The sequence below is a fragment of the Caldanaerobacter subterraneus subsp. tengcongensis MB4 genome (assembly GCF_000007085.1).
Classification (GTDB): Bacteria; Bacillota; Thermoanaerobacteria; order Thermoanaerobacterales; family Thermoanaerobacteraceae; genus Thermoanaerobacter; species Thermoanaerobacter subterraneus.
In genome coordinates this window covers 289453-308566 of sequence record NC_003869.1, presented here as the reverse complement: position 1 = coordinate 308566, position 19114 = coordinate 289453, and the positions used below count along the sequence as shown (strand labels likewise).

At 37.9% G+C, this 19114-nt stretch carries 17 protein-coding genes; 4 read left to right on the top strand and 13 right to left on the bottom strand.

Annotated elements, in window-relative coordinates; all coding sequences use genetic code 11:
* Positions 1-38: 38 nt before the first annotated feature.
* The 8 genes from TTE_RS01415 to fbp form a co-directional block, all read right to left on the bottom strand.
* The gene (locus TTE_RS01415; RefSeq protein WP_011024756.1) at positions 39-1229 is read right to left on the bottom strand and encodes a sugar ABC transporter permease; all 1191 of its coding nucleotides are present in this window, start codon (positions 1227-1229) and stop codon (positions 39-41) included.
* A gap of 15 nt (positions 1230-1244) precedes the next feature.
* Positions 1245-2768: a sugar ABC transporter ATP-binding protein gene (locus TTE_RS01410; RefSeq protein WP_011024755.1), complete on the bottom strand. Its 1524-nt coding sequence runs from the start codon at positions 2766-2768 to the stop codon at positions 1245-1247.
* 16 nt (positions 2769-2784) lie between these two features.
* Positions 2785-3921 (bottom strand): sugar ABC transporter substrate-binding protein, encoded by a 1137-nt coding sequence (locus TTE_RS01405; protein ID WP_011024754.1) that lies wholly within the window; start codon positions 3919-3921, stop codon positions 2785-2787.
* A gap of 173 nt (positions 3922-4094) precedes the next feature.
* Complete coding sequence (locus tag TTE_RS01400) at positions 4095-5177, bottom strand: sugar ABC transporter substrate-binding protein (RefSeq protein ID WP_011024753.1); 1083 nt, start codon at positions 5175-5177, stop codon at positions 4095-4097.
* A 3-nt stretch (positions 5178-5180) separates the two neighbouring features.
* Positions 5181-6770: a response regulator gene (locus tag TTE_RS01395; RefSeq protein WP_011024752.1), complete on the bottom strand. Its 1590-nt coding sequence runs from the start codon at positions 6768-6770 to the stop codon at positions 5181-5183.
* Positions 6748-8229 (bottom strand): sensor histidine kinase, encoded by a 1482-nt coding sequence (locus TTE_RS01390; RefSeq protein WP_011024751.1) that lies wholly within the window; start codon positions 8227-8229, stop codon positions 6748-6750. The genes TTE_RS01395 and TTE_RS01390 overlap by 23 nt, the downstream gene beginning before the upstream one ends.
* Before the next feature lie 13 nt (positions 8230-8242).
* Positions 8243-9250 (bottom strand): substrate-binding domain-containing protein, encoded by a 1008-nt coding sequence (locus tag TTE_RS01385; RefSeq protein ID WP_011024750.1) that lies wholly within the window; start codon positions 9248-9250, stop codon positions 8243-8245.
* Positions 9251-9360: 110 nt separating this feature from the next.
* A complete protein-coding gene (fbp, locus tag TTE_RS01380; RefSeq protein WP_011024749.1) occupies positions 9361-10449 on the bottom strand; it encodes a fructose-1,6-bisphosphate aldolase/phosphatase in 1089 nt (362 codons plus the stop codon).
* A gap of 207 nt (positions 10450-10656) precedes the next feature.
* Between fbp and TTE_RS01375 the strand changes: the two genes are divergently transcribed.
* Together TTE_RS01375 and TTE_RS01370 are read left to right on the top strand one after the other, a co-directional pair.
* Positions 10657-12792, top strand: coding sequence for a sodium-translocating pyrophosphatase (locus TTE_RS01375; RefSeq protein ID WP_011024748.1), 2136 nt, complete (start codon positions 10657-10659; stop codon positions 12790-12792).
* A gap of 24 nt (positions 12793-12816) precedes the next feature.
* A complete protein-coding gene (locus TTE_RS01370) occupies positions 12817-13245 on the top strand; it encodes a PPC domain-containing DNA-binding protein (protein ID WP_011024747.1) in 429 nt (142 codons plus the stop codon).
* A gap of 8 nt (positions 13246-13253) precedes the next feature.
* Here TTE_RS01370 and TTE_RS01365 read toward each other — a convergent pair whose 3' ends face one another.
* From TTE_RS01365 to TTE_RS01355, 3 genes are read right to left on the bottom strand one after another with little or no spacing between them, the layout of a single operon-like run.
* The gene (locus TTE_RS01365) at positions 13254-14318 is read right to left on the bottom strand and encodes an NAD(P)/FAD-dependent oxidoreductase (RefSeq protein ID WP_041587088.1); all 1065 of its coding nucleotides are present in this window, start codon (positions 14316-14318) and stop codon (positions 13254-13256) included.
* Between the two features lie 2 nt (positions 14319-14320).
* Positions 14321-15421, bottom strand: coding sequence for an NAD(P)/FAD-dependent oxidoreductase (locus tag TTE_RS01360; RefSeq protein WP_011024746.1), 1101 nt, complete (start codon positions 15419-15421; stop codon positions 14321-14323).
* 1 nt (position 15422) lies between these two features.
* Entirely contained in the window at positions 15423-15881 is a 459-nt protein-coding gene (locus TTE_RS01355; RefSeq protein ID WP_011024745.1) for a hypothetical protein, read from the bottom strand.
* A gap of 98 nt (positions 15882-15979) precedes the next feature.
* Here TTE_RS01355 and TTE_RS01350 point away from each other — a divergent pair, with 98 nt between their 5' ends.
* A complete protein-coding gene (locus tag TTE_RS01350) occupies positions 15980-16501 on the top strand; it encodes a hypothetical protein (protein WP_009609990.1) in 522 nt (173 codons plus the stop codon).
* 83 nt (positions 16502-16584) lie between these two features.
* On the top strand, positions 16585-17337 hold the full coding sequence (locus TTE_RS01345; RefSeq protein WP_011024744.1) for a DUF881 domain-containing protein: 753 nt from the start codon (positions 16585-16587) through the stop codon (positions 17335-17337).
* A gap of 11 nt (positions 17338-17348) precedes the next feature.
* On the opposite strand, the gene TTE_RS01340 is transcribed toward TTE_RS01345, so the two are convergent.
* Entirely contained in the window at positions 17349-18458 is a 1110-nt protein-coding gene (locus TTE_RS01340; protein WP_011024743.1) for a GNAT family N-acetyltransferase, read from the bottom strand.
* Positions 18431-19051 carry a DedA family protein gene (locus TTE_RS01335; protein ID WP_009610009.1) on the bottom strand — a complete coding sequence of 207 codons (621 nt, stop codon included), beginning with the start codon at positions 19049-19051 and terminating at the stop codon, positions 18431-18433. The genes TTE_RS01340 and TTE_RS01335 overlap by 28 nt, the downstream gene beginning before the upstream one ends.
* Positions 19052-19114 lie beyond the last annotated feature (63 nt).

Genomic DNA, 19114 nt, shown 5'->3' with positions numbered 1-19114 from the left:
TGGGGGATATAAAAAAGCGGGGTTTTTGCCCCCGCTTTTTATCTTCCTCTGCTTCTAGTTGCCACATCGAATATCACAGCTGTAGCTAAAACCAGCCCTAAAATTATATACTGAAGTGAAATATCGACTCCCAGCAAGTTCATGCCGTTTGTCAAGGTACTCATCACAAAAGCTCCAATGAGAGAATTTACAACTTTACCCACACCGCCGCTTGCTGACACTCCTCCTATGAAGGCACCAGCAATAGCGTAAAGCTCAAACAAGGTACCGGCAGTAGTCGTAGCAGATTGAAGTCTGGATGCAAAAAGTACTCCAGAAAGCCCTGAGAGAAATCCCATGGAGGCAAATACAATGAGAGTTATCTTATTAACGTCTATACCACTTAACGCAGCTGCTTCAGGGTTTCCCCCTACAGCGTATATATGCCTTCCTAATACCGTTCTATTTGTTATAAAACTGTATACTGCTGTTACAATCAAAACTATTACAAATGTCCAGGAAATACCTCTGTAGCGAGCCAAAGTAAAGGTCAAATACAACAACAGCCCACTTATAAATACCATTTTTAAAAGGAACATATCCCATGGCAGTACATCAAATCCCCTTCTTGCTTGCTCATTTCTGTTCTTAAGCGAAAAATATACAATTAACACTACTCCTATTATGCCTATCAAAAGGGTGAGTTTGTGATAACCTGGCATGAAATTCTTCAAAAAAGGCAAATCTGGTATGAAGTCATTTCCTATAGCATTAAAGGTCTTATTTGTTATTATTATGGTACCAGGCCCTTTTGTAGCAAGAAGAAGTGCTCCTCTATAAGCAAGCCATCCTGCTAGTGTTGCCACAAAAGCAGGAATTCTAAGATAAGCTACCAATGACCCGTTTAAAAGCCCTGCTAAAGTACCCAATATCAGGACTATGAGTATAGCAGTAAAAGCTGAAAAATGGTGAAACTGCATCAGAATGGCGGCAATTGCCCCTAAAAATCCTGACAAAAACCCTACAGAAAGGTCTATATGACGTATGACTATTATCAAGGTCTCCCCAATTGACAAAACCGCAATATAACCTGTCTGATCCACCAAGTTGCTTATATTAACGGGCAGGAGAAAATCGCCGCCAGAGAGAATTGCAAAAACTATCATTATAACCAATAAAGCAATAAACATTGCATAGTCTCTGACATTTTCCCTTAAAAACTCTTTTAAATGCCCATAAAAAGATCTCATCGCGGTTAACCTCCTTCAGATGACTGCGTAGGCCATTACTTTTTCCTGATTTGCTTCGTCTCCTTTGAGCTCTCCTGTTATCCTTCCTTTGCTCATGACGTATATCCTATCGCTCAACCCCAATATCTCTGGCAGCTCCGAAGAAATAAGTAAGATTGCCTTTCCTTCCATAGCCAGTTGCCTTATCAAAGTGTATATTTCGTACTTTGCACCAACATCAACGCCTCTAGTAGGTTCATCCAGTATTATCACCTCAGGCTCAACAAAAAGCCCTTTGGCCACTAAAACCTTCTGCTGATTCCCACCGCTTAGCGTAGACACCTTCACCTCTACATGCCTAGCCTTTATTCCCAATTTTTTTTGGAAATTCTGTGCAACAGCTATTTCCTCCAGCTCATCTATAACCATCTGCTTCGTCAAAGTCTTTAAGTTTGAAAGCGTAATGTTTTCTTTGACCGTGTTTATGAGAATCAGCCCTTTTTGTTTTCTGTCCTCTGTGAGGTATAGCAATTTATACCTTATAGCATCTGCTGGTTTTCTGAAATGAACCCTTTGGCCGTTTAAAAATATCTCTCCCTGCACAAAATACCTGTAAGGATTGCCAAAAAGGCTAAGCCCCAGTTCTGTACGACCTGCCCCTACTAAACCAAATAGCCCAACTATTTCTCCTTTTCTAACCTTTAAATTCACATCCTTCACAAGATACCGCCCTGTCTTTGGGTCGACAACACTCCAGTTTTTTACTTCCATTACAACCTCATCAGAAGGCTTAGAGAGGGGAGGAGGGTACAGGTTTGTTATCTCCCTCCCCACCATGTGCTTTATTATCTTTTGCTCGTCTACTTCTTCTTTTTTACAGTCAAAATAAGCTACAGTCCTTCCGTCTCTTAATACCGTTATAGAATCCGCAACTTTTAATACTTCCTTTAACCTGTGACTTATGAGTATTATCGTCACTCCCTGCTCTTTAAGTTCTTTCAAGAGAGAGAGTAGATTCTCACTTTCTGTTTCACTAAGGGCAGAAGTAGGTTCATCCAATATGAGGACTTTTGGATTTTTTGAAAGAGCTTTTGCTATCTCTACCAGCTGCTGCATGCTGACACTCAAATCCTTAGCTTTCGCTGTTGGGCTGATTTCTTCTCCTTTGACTTTTTTAAGCAATTCCTTTGTCCTAACTATTTCCTCCATTACATCGACCACTGCACCTTTTCTGATTTCGTTTCCCAAAAATACGTTTTCATACACTGTCATCTCTGGAACAAGAGACAACTCCTGATGAATTATAGAAATTCCAGCCCTTTCACTGTCTTTTATGCTGAAAAATCTCACAGGGTTACCCTCTATGAGGATTTCTCCTTCATATTCGCCATAAGGGTAGACCCCGCTTAAAATCTTCATCAGGGTACTTTTGCCTGCTCCGTTTTCTCCTACCAAACAGTGAATTTCTTTAGGATATACCCTAAAATTGACATTGAACAACACCTGCACACCAGAGAAACTTTTATTGACGTTTACAAGCTCTATAAGCGGGGCACCCATTTTTACACCTCCTCAATTATTTAGACCATTTAAAGTCGCTCTCTTTATAGTAGCCAGAGTCTATGAGAACCTGCTTTACATTGTTCTTATCCACCACTTGGACAGGTGACGGCTTAGATGGAACATCCTTTACACCGTTGTTGTAAGTCTTCGTAGATTCAGGTGTGCCGCCTTTGAGGTAAGTAAGAGCCACATTTATAGCGTCTTTAACCAGTATTCTCACATCTTTGAAAACAGTCATAGACTGCTTACCATCGATTATATACTGGATAGAAGGCTTTTCTGCGTCCTGCCCTGTAATCACATAGCTTTTAATATCTGGATCTGCTGCGAAAGTATCTGCGATAGACCTAGCAGTTCCGTCATTCGGAGCAAGGATGAATACATTTCCTTTGAGATCTTTAGGTGCTTTTGCCAAATTAGCTTGAGCCAAGTTCTTTGCCGTATTGAAATCCCAGTTTGTTGTAATTTGACCTATTATATCTGCCATTTCCTGACGAGTCAAATCTTTTTTATCTTTGAGAGCATTTGCCTTGTCAGAATTTGCAATCACAAAAGTGCCATCGGCAATCTTAGGCTGCAAAACTTCCCATGCACCCTGGAAGAACAAGAAGGAGTTGTTGTCAGATAAAGCTCCTGCATAAAGGTAAAGTGGATTCCCTTTGCCAGTCGCATGGTCCACCAGATACTGTCCCTGTTGCTGCCCTACCTGAACGCTGTCAAAAGTGACATAATAGTCTACAGCATCGGTATTAAGTATCAAGCGGTCATAAGAAATCACTTTTACTCCAGCCTTTTTAGCTGCTTCTGCTGATGCTGCAGCAGCATTAGCATCGTGTGGGCACAGAATGAGAACTTTAATGCCCTTGCTCAAAAGCGTCTCTACATTTGCTTTTTCTTTAGCAGGGTCTCCCTGGCTGAAAAGTATCTCTGCAGCATACGGAGTATCTTTCAAAGCATCTTGGAATCTAGTCTCATCCTGAATCCACCTCGGCTCGTCTTTTGTAGGCAATACTATCCCAATCGCTAATTGCTTTCCTGAAGAGTTAGAGCTAGACGCAGGTTGCTTTGAAGAGGAACACCCTCCCAAAAATGCACTGACTACAAGTAGTAGGGCTGTTAAAACCAGAAAAATTTTACCTTTCCTAGACATCCTTACACCCTCTCCTTTTTTAAGTTTTACTGCATTTATATAATTCTACTTCTCCTTTAAAATCACCTCTGAAAGTTTTTTTGTTATCCTTTACTTTTTTATTTTTCTTGTCCTTTCACTTTTACCTTAGCTGTAATTTTTTTAGACAAAAAAATACAGGCCATGAGCCTTTATTACCTAGAAACGCTTATATTTCTGTACACCTGATCTCTTGTATGAAAGCCATCTTTTATTACAGTGTCATCAAGATTTGACCTGTCAACTGGAATAGGTTCAATAACATAATAAGGAACGTAATACTTGCCGTCATATATGGTATTTTTGACATCCAGCTTCTCCCCTCTGGCAAGCTTCATTGCCATTCTAGCCGTAGCCTCTGCAAGCTTGTCAATTGGCTTGTACACAGTCATAGCTTGTGTGCCTTCAACTATTCTCTGACATGCTGCGAGGTCCGCATCCTGACCCACTACCGGAATTTTCCCAGCCAGCCTGTGTAAAGCTAAAGCCTCTATAATCCCACCTGCCAGCGCATCATCCCCTGCAATAATGGCATCTACTTTTATCCCCTTCTGCAGCACTTCATCTGTCACATTAAAAGCATACTCTGCCATCCAGTTGGGTGCCCAGTCCTCTTTCACAATTTTTATGTCTCCCCTATCTATAAAGGGTTTTAATACGCTGTCATAACCTTCTTTTATCATCTTTGTATTATTGTCCGTAGTAGCCCCATTTACAATAAGGTAATTACCCTTAGGAACTCTTTTCACTAAATACTCTGCCATAAACTTCCCCACTTTTACATTGTCAAAGGAGATATAAAGGTCCACATTAGACCTTGTAACCAGTCTATCGTAAGATATAACCTTTACTCCTTCTTTCTGAGCTAGGGATACAGCATATGAAGCTTTCTCCAGGTCATTTGGAACAATTATTAAAACGTCAATCTTTTGCTCCAAAAGGTATTTTACTTGTTTTAGCTGGTCTTCATCATCATTATTGGCATTTTGAACCAATACCTCTGCTCCAAGTTCTTTTAACTTAGCCATTACAATATCCCTGTCTTTAACCCATCTTTCCTCTTTTAAAGTACCCAAAGAAAAGCCTATTTTTACCTTTTTACTCTTATCCTCTTCTCTATATAAATTTTTCGCACTGTGGTAGGCAACTACTTGTTTGACAGTTAAAAATCCCAGAAATACCGCTATAATCGTTAAAATCACTGCTATTACTAACTTCACCATTTCCCCCACTTTCATTTCCTACACCCCCTCTTTGAACTCTGTGGGCGTTACCCCTGTGACCTTCTTAAAGATTTTGCTGAAATAATTTGGGTCACTGTATCCTACTTTGTAACTCACTTCTTTTACACTTAGGCTTGAATTTTTTAAAAGTTCTTTTGCCTTTCGTATTCTCAAATTTGTAAGGTAATCCACAAAATTTTCCCCTACCTGTTCTTTAAAAAACTTGCTAAAATAGTGATAGCTCATGTTTACTTCTCTAGCAGCATCTTCCAAACTTATGTCTTTGCTAAAATTTTCTTCAAGAAAATTTATTACTTTCATTGTAATATTATCCCATTTCTTTTTGTTAACTACTCTTATATTTTCCACAATGTCTTTTAACATTTTTATAAAAACAAGCTTTAATTCTCTCAAATCCTCTATTTTCAGCAATTCCTCAATTTGTGCTATTTCTTCTTTAAAACTTCCTTCTTCAAGGTAATAGTAGAAACTCCTTCTTATTATTCCCACGAGCTCTATCAATTTAGACTTAATTTTTCCTGCATCTTTATCATATTCTAAAATCATCCATTCATAAATCTCATCAAAAACTTTAAAAGCTCTAGCTAAATCGCCTTCCACAAGTCTCTCAATAAATAATTTTTCTTTATCCAGAGGATAAGGAAAGTGCGATATAGTAGAAGTGCCAACTGCATCATCAAAATGGACAATTGTATCATCGGGAAAAAGTTTTAAAGCCATCTCTGCTTCATAGTAAGATTTCACTATGTTATTGAAGCTATACTCTCTGCCGATTCCTACTCTTAAATTTTCTTTTTCTGACCCTTGTAAACTTTCCAGAACTTTATTGGCTATTTTCACAGAAGAGTTTTTGACCTCAAAAGGAGTTTTCTCTTCTACAGGAAAATAAACACAGATTTTATCCATAAAAAAGGGCCCCAATATGCATTTACTTACCCCTTTTAAAAAAATTCTCAAATGCTCATACAGGCTTTGCCTTTTAAGGTTTACTTCTATGCTCTTTTCTCTTTCATTACTAGTATCAGATCTCATGAGAAATATCATAATATATCCCTTTTCCAGCTTCATATCAAAGATTTCTTCATAAAAATCTAAACTACCTCCGACATATCCTCCAAATAGCACCGTGTACAAAAACTGTTCTTCCAGATAAGGCATAATTTTATTGATTTTCTCTCTAAGTTCTATTTCCGTAAGTACTGCTTTCCTTCTTTCCTCTATGACCTTTGAAGCCTTTTCAATAACTTCTATTATTTTGTTTTTATTCAGTGGTTTTAAGAGGTAATCCATAACTCCTAAATCAATGGCCTCTTTTGCATAATTAAAATATTCGTAAGCTGTAATAATCACAAAAATCATCTCTTTGTGCCTTTCTTTAATCTGCCTTATCGCTTCTATTCCATCAATTCCAGGCATTCTTATGTCCATAAAAATAAGGTCCGGCTTTAACAAATCTGCCTTCTCTATAGCTTCCCTGCCAGACTTAGCTGTGCCCACAATTTCAGCCTGTACATTGTTTTTTTCTATTATAAACTTAATAGAATCAAGGACTATCTGCTCATCGTCAGCTATTAACAACTTGACCATAATTCCTTTCACCCTTTTTATCAGGAATTTTTAAAGTGACTTTGGTGCCTTTCCCTATCTCACTTTTTATCTCGATAACATCTTCTACACTAGATATGTCATAAAAAACAAGCAATCTGTGTATTATATTGTGCATGCCAATACCTGTAACATGCTTTTTATCTACATCAGGACTATCAAGCGCCAGAATAGCCTTTATCTTTTCCTGCTCCATTCCTACACCATTGTCAGCAATTTCTACCAGCACTTTTTCACCTTCTTTATAAGCCTTTAAAACAATTAATCCGTCTCTTTCTACATCCTCTAATCCATGGATAAAGGCATTCTCTACCACAGGCTGAAGTATCATGCATGGCATTTCCAAATCTAAAACCTCTTCTTCTACATCCAATTTAAAATCTATCTTATCTCCAAAGCGAGTCTTTAAAATGTAAATATAACGCTTGACATTTTCTATTTCGTCTTTTAAAGTCACAGTAGAATCCAGCTTTTTCAAATTATACCTAAAAAGATTAGCCACATTTTCTATGAATTCGGCCGATTTTTCTGCACCTTCCATCATGGCAAGTTGGGCAGCAGCATTTAAAGTATTGAAGAGAAAATGAGGATTTATCTGAGATTGAAGGGCTTTTAGCTCTGCCTCTTTTATCTTCCTCTCCATCTCAGCCTGTTTCTTTATCTCACCTATATACTTTTTTATGTTAACTACCATTTTGTTGAAGGCTTCAGACAGCACTTTTATCTCATCGTTTGTTTTAAGTTCAATAGGCCTCACTTCAAAATCTCCTTTTGATACCCTTACAGCAAGGTGGGATAAATCAATGATAGGTTTTGTAATCTTATATGTGAACAAAAAAGCCAGGAATATACTAAACCCAATAGAGATTAAGATTAAGAATATATTCAAATAGCTCAGATACTCCATATTCTTTGTAATTGAAGCATATTTTGCTGACCCTTCCTGCAACTTGTTATTTAAAAGATTTGTCATATAAAATTTTATATAATCGCTTATTTTAATGGATTTTGTGAAATGGTCAATATATTCACTAGTAATCCTCCCTCTCTTAGCGTTTACAGCCGCATCTGCCTCTTCAAGGAGTTTATTAATCATATTAGCTATATCCTTAAGCATAAGGCTATCTGTATCATAGTAATTCTGACTTAATATATCAGAGGCCTTGTTTTCTAATTTATTGTACAAAGAGTAGTAATTTAAAAGCGCATCAGAGGATTTTGTGGCAAGATATCTTTCTACTTCCGTTTCCAGCATATTTACATCTGAATTTAAATTGTTCAAATACACATAATCTACGAAGATCGATTTAAGCTTTTCTATAGCTACCTTAGCGTTGTAATAAGAATAAAAGCTGGTCATACCCATCAAGACAGTTACAATAAGATAATAAATTATCAGCTTTTTGCGAATTCCTCCTGCTTTCCACAAGTCTCTAAGCATCTTTTGCACCTTCTCAGTCTAGTGATTGGATTCTCTTGAAATATTCGTTAACATTTTCTTTAGTAATGACATTCACTCCAATGTCTACAAAAGTAGAGACTGTATTTTTTTTCTTAAACTCCACCATCGCCTTTATACTTTCATACCCTATTTTATAAGGGTCGCTCATAACTGTCCCGTATATAACGCCTTTTTCAATGTATCTTAAAATATCTGGAGTATCGCCGTATCCCACCACAGTAATCTCTCCTACCTTGTTAAAATCTACAACCACTTGAGCTGTGCCAATTGTATCAACAGAATCTGTCACATATATAGCGTTTATCTTATCCTTTCCGCTTATAATAGATTGAGTAATCTCTTCTGCACTCAAGGTCCCGAGTTTTGATGTATAAACTCTAACCACTTTCATTTCCGGATAGTTCTTTATTGCGTCCAGAAAGCCGTTAATCTTAAGATTTTGATTGACACTATCCAACTGATAGTCATTGCTGACAATTATGGCTATGTTGGCTTTTCCCTTTGTCGCCTTTGCCATAAGTCTTGCAGCTTCTTCTCCCAGATGAAAGCTGTTCGTGCCTATAAAAGCTTGCCTTTTGCTGTCCTTCGCATCGTTTTCCACTGTGATAACAGGAATACCCTCTTTATAGGCCTCTTCAATTAAATTTACAAACTCTTCATTGTTAGCAACATGGGTAATTATTCCGTCAACTTTTGAAAATATAGCAATTTCCAAGTACTTAAGCTCTTCTTGTATGTTATTGAACTTGGGAGCATTGAACTCAAGTGCCACATTGTAGTACTTAGCCGCCTCCATCGCTCCCATTTTTATTTCCTTCCAGAAAGGATCTACTGAATTTTGTCCCACCATGTAGAAATGATATTCAGGTACTTTGGCAAATATAGGCTTTTGAGCAGTCTGAAATTTATACAGCAAAAAGGCTGAAATAGAAATGGCGATAATTGATACTATTATCACTTTGTCAAGTAATTTAAAAAATTTCTCTTTTAACGTTTTCATGAAATTACTTCCTTCCCTTCGCAATTGTCCTTTGATATAATGATAAACCATCTTTTTCGGTATATCAACGCTAAAAATCTGTTAAATTAAAAAAGGTGCGAAAACGCACCTTAGTCCTTCTCCCACCTGTCCTTCAATTTTTCCATTAGATGAGGTAAAGTAGTATACTCCAGTTCCTGAAGTGGCAATCTGTGAGGTTCAAAGGGCCCCAGAGTTCTCATGTAATCTGCTATTTCTAATGCTTTCTTCCTAGCGCTGTCAAAGGCTATGTCTTTAAAGAGGTCTTGTGGTCCTATCAACTTCCCTTCCTTTAATTGAAATCCCAGAGCGCACACTCTAGGAGGCCCGTCAAATCTGGTAGGAACTGCATCCTCCAAAGATACAGGAATCATAGGGCCAGTGTGAGACCCTCTCATCCATCCAAAAACAAGGTGAGGGTTTGCAAAGGCTTCTAAAACCTCTCCCACAGCAGGAAGTCCATTCTGGCACCTCACAATGAGCACAGGGTCATCTTTCCCTATGTATTTCCCTGCCATCAAATTCATCCTTTGAGTGGAAGAAACTGCTGCTATTTCATTGTTTTTTGTATACACTTTTCTTATACAATATCTCCCCGTCGCCCCTATGAAAACAAGCATATCATAAAGCTCTTCTGGAGTGTTAAAAACTATTTTTTTCCCTTCATACATATCATAAACCTCAAATTTAAACCCCTGATGCATTGAAGGGTCAATTATAAGCCCTGCAGTGTTGAAAGGGTCAGCAAACATCTTGTAAAGAGGCAAATTCCAAGCTCCCGGCTCAGTTTTATCTGCAATAAATATCACCACAGGCTCACTTTTTCTCTCTTCAAATTCCATCTCTGCAACACCAGGTCCCATACCTTTTATATTGCCAGAAAAAGAATCTTTTAATAGGTCTTGCCCTGCACCGTATAGCTTTAATTCCCTTGCCCTTTCTGTACATGCTAGAAAAGTGTCCCAGGCTAATTTATGAATTTTTTCACTGTCCACTCCTTCTCTGTGAGTCATTATGAGCTGTATGTCGTCCCCAACTCTTGTAACATGAAAATCAATTAGCATATCACCTTTTTCTTTCAGCATTTTTTTGGCAATTTCTAAAAGGTCTGGATGAACATCTGTATGCCCTACATATCCGCCGATATCCGCTTTGATAACTGATAGGGTGATTTTGCTCATCTTCTTACCCCCTTTTATTTATTGTGTTACATTCTATGAATAATGCTATACTTCTTATACTTTAATTTTAAATTATTATGACTCTTTTTTCAATAGTATGTCCTAAATTCTTTCCGTTCATTTTGAAAATAGTTGAAGGAATTTTTAAAAGTTTGTCGAAATAGTAATGAGTAGCGATAAAAACAACAAAGAAAGGGAGGATAAAAGTTGGGTGCCTATCTTACACTAATTTACGGAGTTATAGTTATTGCAGCCCTTGTGATAATTGGTTTGATTAAATTTATATTCGCTCAGGATAAAGGCAATGAAAAGATGCAGCAGATCTCCGACGCAATCAAAGAAGGAGCAATGGCTTTCCTAAACAGGCAATATAAGACAATAGCTTCTCTAGCTTTAATAGTAGCAGTAATAATCGTAGTGGCTAACTACTACGGGCATCTGTCTGAAGGAAGTAGCCAAGCACTTAGCTTTGCACTGCATGTTGGTTTTGCCTTTATCACTGGAGCGTTTTGTTCCGCCTTGTCCGGCTATATCGGAATGTATATGGCGGTAAATTCGAATATAAGGGCTGCAGCTGGTGCAAGGTCAGGTCTTAACAGAGCTCTTCAAATTGCCTTAAAGGGAGGAGCTGTGACAGGTCTTGCAGTTACAGCTTTGTCTTTATTTGGAGTTGCTACCTTATTTTTGGCATATGGCGGTCTGTCAGGACAGGATGAGCTCATAAAAGAAGCTCCTTCTCTCATTGTCGGCTTTGGGTTTGGAGCTTCATTTGTAGCTTTGTTTGCCCAGCTGGGCGGTGGTATATATACAAAGGCTGCCGACGTGGGAGCTGACCTCGTAGGAAAAGTAGAAGCAGGAATTCCTGAAGATGACCCCAGAAACCCTGCAGTCATAGCCGACCTCGTGGGAGACAACGTAGGAGACTGCGCAGGAAGAGGTGCAGACCTTTTTGAATCCACCGCCGCTGAAAACATCGGTGCAATGATATTGGGAGTTGGACTTTACCCAATCTTCGGGTGGAAAGGAATTTTATTCCCACTGGTAGCCCGTGCAATAGGTATAATTGCCTCTATAATAGGCATATTCTTTGTAAACACAAAAGACGAATCAAAAGACCCAATGATAGCTTTAAACAAGGGTTACTTTGTAACAACTGTAGTAAACTTAATAGCCCTCTTCTTTGCAGTAAAAGTGATGCTTTCAGGGCATTTGCCTGACGGACGCCCTGTCAATTACTTGCTTCTTTACGGAGCAGTAGTGACAGGTGTCATCTTAAGCTACATTTTCGTCTTCCTCACAGACTACTACACTTCTGTCAACAAACGCCCTGTTCAAGAAATCGCCAAAGCTTCTACAACAGGTGCAGCCACAAACATCATAACCGGTACATCTGTGGGCATGGAATCGACAGCTCTACCTGTCATATTCATATCAGCAGCAATATACATAGCCTACAAGCTCGGAGAAATGGCAATACCTCACATAGGAACAGCAGGGCTTTACGGCACAGCTATTGCTACAATGGGAATGCTGTCTACAACTGCATATATACTAGCCATGGACACGTTTGGTCCAATCACTGACAATGCAGGCGGAATCACTGAAATGTCCGGAGCCCCTGAAGAGATAAGAAGGGTTACAGACAGGTTAGATGCCTGCGGAAACACGACTAAAGCCTTGACAAAAGGATACGCAATTGGCTCTGCGGCTTTGGCTACTTTCTTGCTTTTCTCTGCTTATCTTGACGAAGTAAAGAAAATACTCGGCAAGCCAATAGACTCATGGTTCCCAGTAGACATAGGAAAGCCAGAAGTCTTCATAGGAGCATTCATAGGGGCGATGATCGTGTATCTATTCAGCTCTACCGCCATAAGGGCTGTAGGAAAAGCCGCACAGTATGTAATCCTCGAAGTGAGAAGGCAGTTCAGAGAAATACCTGGTATCATGGAAGGAACAGCAAAACCAGACTATGCAAGAGCAGTAGACATCGTAACAAAAGGTGCTCTAAAAGAAATGGTAATACCGGGTCTCATAGTTGTTGTCACTCCAATACTTGTCGGTGTAATTTTAGGCAAAGAGGCGGCTGCAGCCTTCTTGATGATTGGCACAATTTCCGGTGTAATTCTCGCCCTTTACCTCAATAACGGCGGAGGAGCATGGGATAACGCCAAAAAGTTTATAGAACTAGGTAATTATGGCGGCAAAGGTTCAGACGCTCACAAAGCCAGCGTTGTAGGAGACACTGTAGGAGACCCCTTCAAAGACACAGCTGGTCCATCTCTGCACGTTTTGATAAAACTCATAAGCACGATAACACTGGTGTTTGTAGCCTTGTTCAGATAAAAATTTTGTAAAGGAAGTGGTCAAATGGGATATAAAGAAGTAACACCAAAAAGGCGCCTCATGGGGAGGTTTCCCCATGGGAGCGACCTCCTTCAAGAAATTAACAAAGTTATAACTGAAGAAAACATACTCTCAGGTGAGGTCAGGATAATTGGAGCAGTAACAAAAGCTGTTTTCGGTTATTACGATTCAGAAAGCAAAAACTACATCTACATCTCAAAGGATGAGCACATGGAAATATTAAATTGCATAGGAAACATTTCTGTAAAAGACGGAAAACCCTTCCCACATGTACACATAACTCTTGCAGATAAGAATGGCAATGCATATGGGGGTCATTTAATGGAAGGGACAAAGGTATTCGCAGCAGAATTCGTAATAGTTGATTACGGAGACAGCAAATTAGAAAGGGTTTACGATGAAACAACGGGATTACAGCTTTGGGACATATAAGCCTGGCTTTATTGGCCAGGCTTTTTTATTAACTTTATAAAGAAGGGCATGTGCTTCATAATATTAAAATTTGTCTTATAAATCAAGCCTTTTATAAACGGGTTTCCAATTATGCGCAATAGCCTGTCATAGTCCTCATCCCTCATATCATCAATCTCCTTTCTCAATTCCACCATTTTCTCTATTCCCTTTAGCACATCTTTGACTTTTCCCTCATAAATTCCCCCTTTTACAATCGAATCAGCGCAGTAAAAAGAAGTTTTAATGGAATTGACAAGCCCAAATCCGAAGGCTGGCTCTAAAAATCCCCCTGCATTCCCAACTAAATACACATTTCCAACCTGATGTTCTTTTATCATGCCACTTTCAAGCTCTGTTTCAAAGGTCTCAATCATTTTGTACTTGAGGCTTTCTTTGAATAAAAAGGTCTGCCACAAATCTTCAATTTCTTCTTTCAAAGTATAAGTAGCTACAAGAATTAAAGAAGCTTTTTTATTGCTCAAAGGCACAAGATAGGCAAAACCAGACTTTGCATAACTTCTATCAAACCATACGTAAACAGAATGAGGTTCAAAATCCCCTAACAAAATCCCCCCTTTGACTCTTGCAGAAACCACGCTTTCCCATTCCGTCAGCTGCTTTGCTGCCATCTCATTCCCCGTAGCTATAACCACATAGTCATAGCTTTTTTTCAAATCTTCGTAGTTAGCATTCACATTAAAAAATATCTTTGATTTGATTTGCTGTGCTAACTGATTTTCTATGCTATTTTCTCCTTGCCCCCTTTCAAAAATATATCCGAGTCTTCCTCTAATTTCCACTTTGCGAGTTGGAGATTTTATAACAATCCTAGTTATTTCATTTAAAGGTCTTAATACAAGGCCAAATTTTTTAAAAAAATCTAAAGGGTCTTTGCAGGGTCTTGTCATAATCTGTAAAATAATTTCACCAAAAGGAAATAAATTGCCAATAGTGTGCTTCCTCTCGTATATATCACAATATATTCCATGCCTTTCTAAAGCTAAAGCGCAAGACAATCCAGAAATGCCGGCACCAATTATGGCAATTTTCAATCTCACACCTTCTTTCTTTGATTGTAAGGTTTATTCCGTTCCCTGTTGAAAGTGTGTTTCATAAAAAATGCTCCGTATTTTATGGCGTTGAAATTAGTATGGTATATAAGTCTTTTGACAGGAGGAAAGGTAAGTACTTTTATAAATTTATCTAAACTGTCATTGTCCATCAGGTCTAACGCCTTTCTAAATTCCAACATCTTTATATTTGCTTCTGACAAAGGCTTGATCTCTTGTTCAAAATTGCGGCCTTTTAATACGCTTTCTGCAGCTATTACACCGCTTAAAATAGAATTAAAAGTGCCAAAACCCAAAAAAGGCTCTATAGCCCCTCCCGCATTCCCAACAAAAAGGAGGTTTTCATATTGATGAGGAAAACAATTGCCTGAATCATGAGTCAAATCCACCATATTAATAATATCCACATCTAGCTTTTCTACTTTTAAAAAAGTATCCCAGTAATACTGCAGCTCTTCCTTAGAAATATAGGGTATGACCATTGCAAGAACAGCCCTTTTTTCATTATAAGGCATGAGGTATACATAACCACTTTTTGTGTAAAGGGTATTTATCCACATAATAAGAGTGTTGACTTCAAAATTCCCTATCACACTGGCAACTCTCACCCAAGTACTTACTAATTCCTGCCAGCATCCCAGCTCTTTTGGAATCTGAGAATTACCTGTAGCAATAATCACATAATCGTACTTGTCCTTCAAATCCTTATAATCAGCCTCCACATTAAAATTCACTGGAACAACCAATTTTTTGTACAACTGATTTTCTAAAGAATCCTCACTTTGTCCTCTCAAAGTCATGTATCCTAAATTATTTCCTGACACAACTCCTTCCACGCTAGGTCCTTTCATGACAATCTTTTTAATTACGCTATTAGGCAAAATCTCTATCCCGCACTTTTTCTTAAGATATACCAAAGGGTCCCTGACAGGCCTATTTATAACTTTCAAAAGACCTCCTACATGATTAAAAAGCTCTCCCACTTTATCTTTTCTCTCAAAAATAGAAGGCATAACTTTGTACCTTTGAAAGGTGATAGCTGCAGCCAAACCGGAAGGCCCAGCCCCTATTATTGCAATCTTCATTTTAGCTCATCTCCGGCCTGTTTAAGACTTTATTATTCGGAATAGAAGGTTTAGACTCCAAGCTTTCAATCTCTATTTGCAACAAAGAGATAAATCTCATCACATCATCTCTCATCTGTGTAAAAAGTTGTCTCACGTAAGGGTTTGGAATATTGACCACTGTCTCATTGTAAAAAGCTTGAAGGTTGACAAGATTTTTTAAAAGGTCTTGAAGCATGTCCAGAGGTTCCTGTGACATGTTTTTCTTAACAGTAGAAGTTATATTAAGTTCCTTCTGCGCTCTTTTTATATCCTGATGATGATTTTTTACCATAGTCTCCATTTGTTTTAGTAAAGCCTTTATTTGACTGTCAAAGCCGCCAGTTTTATATTCTTTTACTTTCTCCAGCAAAATATTTTCTAATTTCCGAGCCTCTACAAAACTACTTAAAATCATTTCCTGCTGTGTTATTTTCTGCATACTCATCCCGCCTTTTTAATTATCTTCTCACGATTGAAATTTTTATATACCTGTTTAAAATGGGAAATCCGTGGAATATTAAGATTGAGGTGAATAGGATGGGAAATCTTGATGAAATAAAAAAGCTAATGGAAGAACTTATAAAAAGTGAGAAAAATAGAGAAATGGCGAGCAAAGAAATGGAGGAAGTTTTAGAAAAATCAATTTCAGAAATAAAAAATATACTCCTTACAATAAAAAAATACATTGGCAGTAAAAACATAAAATTGAGAAGTTACAGCGGGAAAATTTTTGAGGTAGGAGAAGGCATAGTAATTTTTGATAAAAGCATTGACGAGAAGATAATATTAAAACCTGACAACAATTTTTATCACTACAAAGTAGAAGGAGAAGAATTAACCGCTACTCCCATTCCTGACCTTAAGATTCACGATTACATCACTTATGACACTTTATTTGAAACAGTGAAAAATTCTCTCAAGCGTTGCATTCAGAAGAACGAGGAGGAAATACGCCTTTACAAAAGCACAGTATACAAGATAGACAAATACAACAAAGAGCTTGAAGAAATACTCTCATTAAAAAAGTCCGTAGAGGGGAAAATGGAAAGTGATTTGTAACATTTTTGTAATCAAAAGTTAATAATTTCTTAATAAATTTTAATAATTTACGTGGTATAGTTAATTTAGAACTATAAAAGGAAGTGGAGAAATTGAAGGGAAAGCTATTGCAAATTTTGAGCTTATTTTTGGTTTTTGTCACAATGGGATTCATGATTTCAATGCAAATTAAAACTGTTCAAGGAGGTATAAAGCAGCCTCTTCCCCCTGTTTCTTCCACCAACTACGCCAGAGTAGAGGAACTCACACAGCAGCTTAAAAAAGTTCAAGAGGAAAAGCAAAATTTAGAACAGCAATTGGCAGAACTTACAAAAAGATTTCAAGAATACGAAGAAGCAGCTTCAAAAAATGATGCCGCTTTGAAAAACCTTCAGAAGGATGTTGAAAAGTATAAAGCTCTCGCTGGCTTCACAGACATGGTAGGTCCCGGAGTAATAGTCACAGTAAGTGACAGCGACCTTCAGCCCCGCGAAGGAGAAGACCCAAACCTTTACTTAGTTCACGATGAAGACCTTCTAAACATAGTAAATGAATTAAAAGCAGGGGGAGCAGAAGCGATAGCGATAAATGATCAGCGCTTGATTGCTACTTCTGAGATAAGGTGTGTAGGTCCTACAATAAATATAAATTCGACAAGATATGCACCACCTTACGTGATAAAAGCCATAGGAAACCCTGAAACTTTAGTAGCTTCCTTAAAATTAAAAGGTGGAATAATAGAAACATTAGAATTTTATGGTATTAAAGTGGATATACAAACATCAGATAAAGTGGTAGTGCCTGGATACAGTGAACCGGTAAAATTTTTCTATGCAAAACCCATAAACAACCCTTAAAAAAGACAGGTTTATCCATTAAACCTGTCTTTAATCTTTTTTATAATTCCATTTTCCACGATAACCCATTTACACAGAAGCTTACCCAAAAAAGTAGGCTTTGAAGCCACAAATCTCATATTCCTCTTCTTCAAAGATGTCCAATTCCTCTTATACTCTTCATCTCCCCTTAAAAAGTCAAACACTCTGTCCCCTTCTTCAATAGAATGCTTAATGGCAAGCCCTACCGCTATGTTCCCAACGCTCCTTTTGCTGTACTCAATATCGTATCCGCTTATATAATAGTACCTAATACCGCCTACGTGATAGCTTAAAAGGCTTGCTACTGTCTTAACACCGTCTTTTAGTTCAAATAGGCTAAGCTCTCCTTTTAAGAACATATCTTTTGCTACGTCTTTGTGAAAATCCCTTATCCTCTTTGAGTAAAAAACCCCTGGCATGTGTTTTTGCCTCCACCTTTTCTGGTGAAGGTTTATCAAAGTATCCATTGCTCTATCCACCAGCTCAAAATCTTTTACTACGTAAAAGCTAGCATCGTACTCTTTAAAAAATCGCCTGACCTCATAATTTAAATTGCGCCTGAATTTGCCCTCCAGCCCTTCAAGGTATTCCTCCCACGTATCAGGCAGTTCTATATAAGGGCATATATCCTGCACTTCATAATCATAATAGAGATTACTGCCCATTATATACGGGAAAAATTCGCTATCTTCAGGAATATGCTCTAAATCAAGCACTGTCAAAGAATCAATTCTCTTTTCCAAAAAATCTACAATCGCAGTGTAAAACTGCTTTTCATATCCACTTCTCACAATAAAATCTAAATAATCGCTGTTTGTAGAACCGATGAATTTTATCCTCTTGGCAAAAAGGCCCTTTTCAAAATAAGTTATCATAAAAGGAGCAATACCTATAGGCATAGTTCCTTCATAAACGACAATTATTTCCAAATTTTTGCCGTGCCCAAAGTATTTCCACCAGTTTAAAACCCACTCAAACGTATTAAAAGGATACACTTTTCCCTCTTCTTCTAATTCATGCCAAATATCCTCTATTTCCAATAATCCAGAAATATTTGTAATCCTCTCAACTGTCATGTGAGATATCTTTCTTTCATCCAAAGCACTACCCTCCAAACTACATATAAAAATATTATAAACCCTATGGTAGATACAAAATATACCCAAAGGGGCTGACTCTTGGTCAAAAAGTCCACTTTTATAAGCTGCTTTGCTGCCAGATAAGATATTAAAGTCCAAAAGGAAGACCATATCAAATCAGCAATTGCAGAAAAAATCACATAAACGGTAAAATTCATTCTGGTAATCCCAGACGCCCAAATAGCAGGAGTGCGCGGCAGTCCCACCAGCCTTCCAAGAAGAACAGTAAAACCGCCGTACTTCGCAAACCATTTATCCATAGCCTCTAAGTCTTTCACAGTTATTTTCAAATACTTGCCGTATTTTTCTACAACTGGCCTTCCCTTGTAATATCCCACTAAATAGGCTATCACATTTCCAGTGACATTGCCTAAAGCTGCTACAAGCACTATAGCAACTAAATTCATCTCTCCCTTTACCGCAAGGTATGCTGCTGCAAAAAATAAAATCTCCACAGGACCAGGAAGTCCAGTCCCCTCATAAGCAAGCACAAGAAAAAGGGCTATGTAGCCGTAGTTTACTACAGCGTTATATAAAAAAGATTGGCTTTCCATGGCTTCACCATCCGTTATATTTTTCAAGTTTTATTATATCATAAAAAATTAAAACAGGGCAAT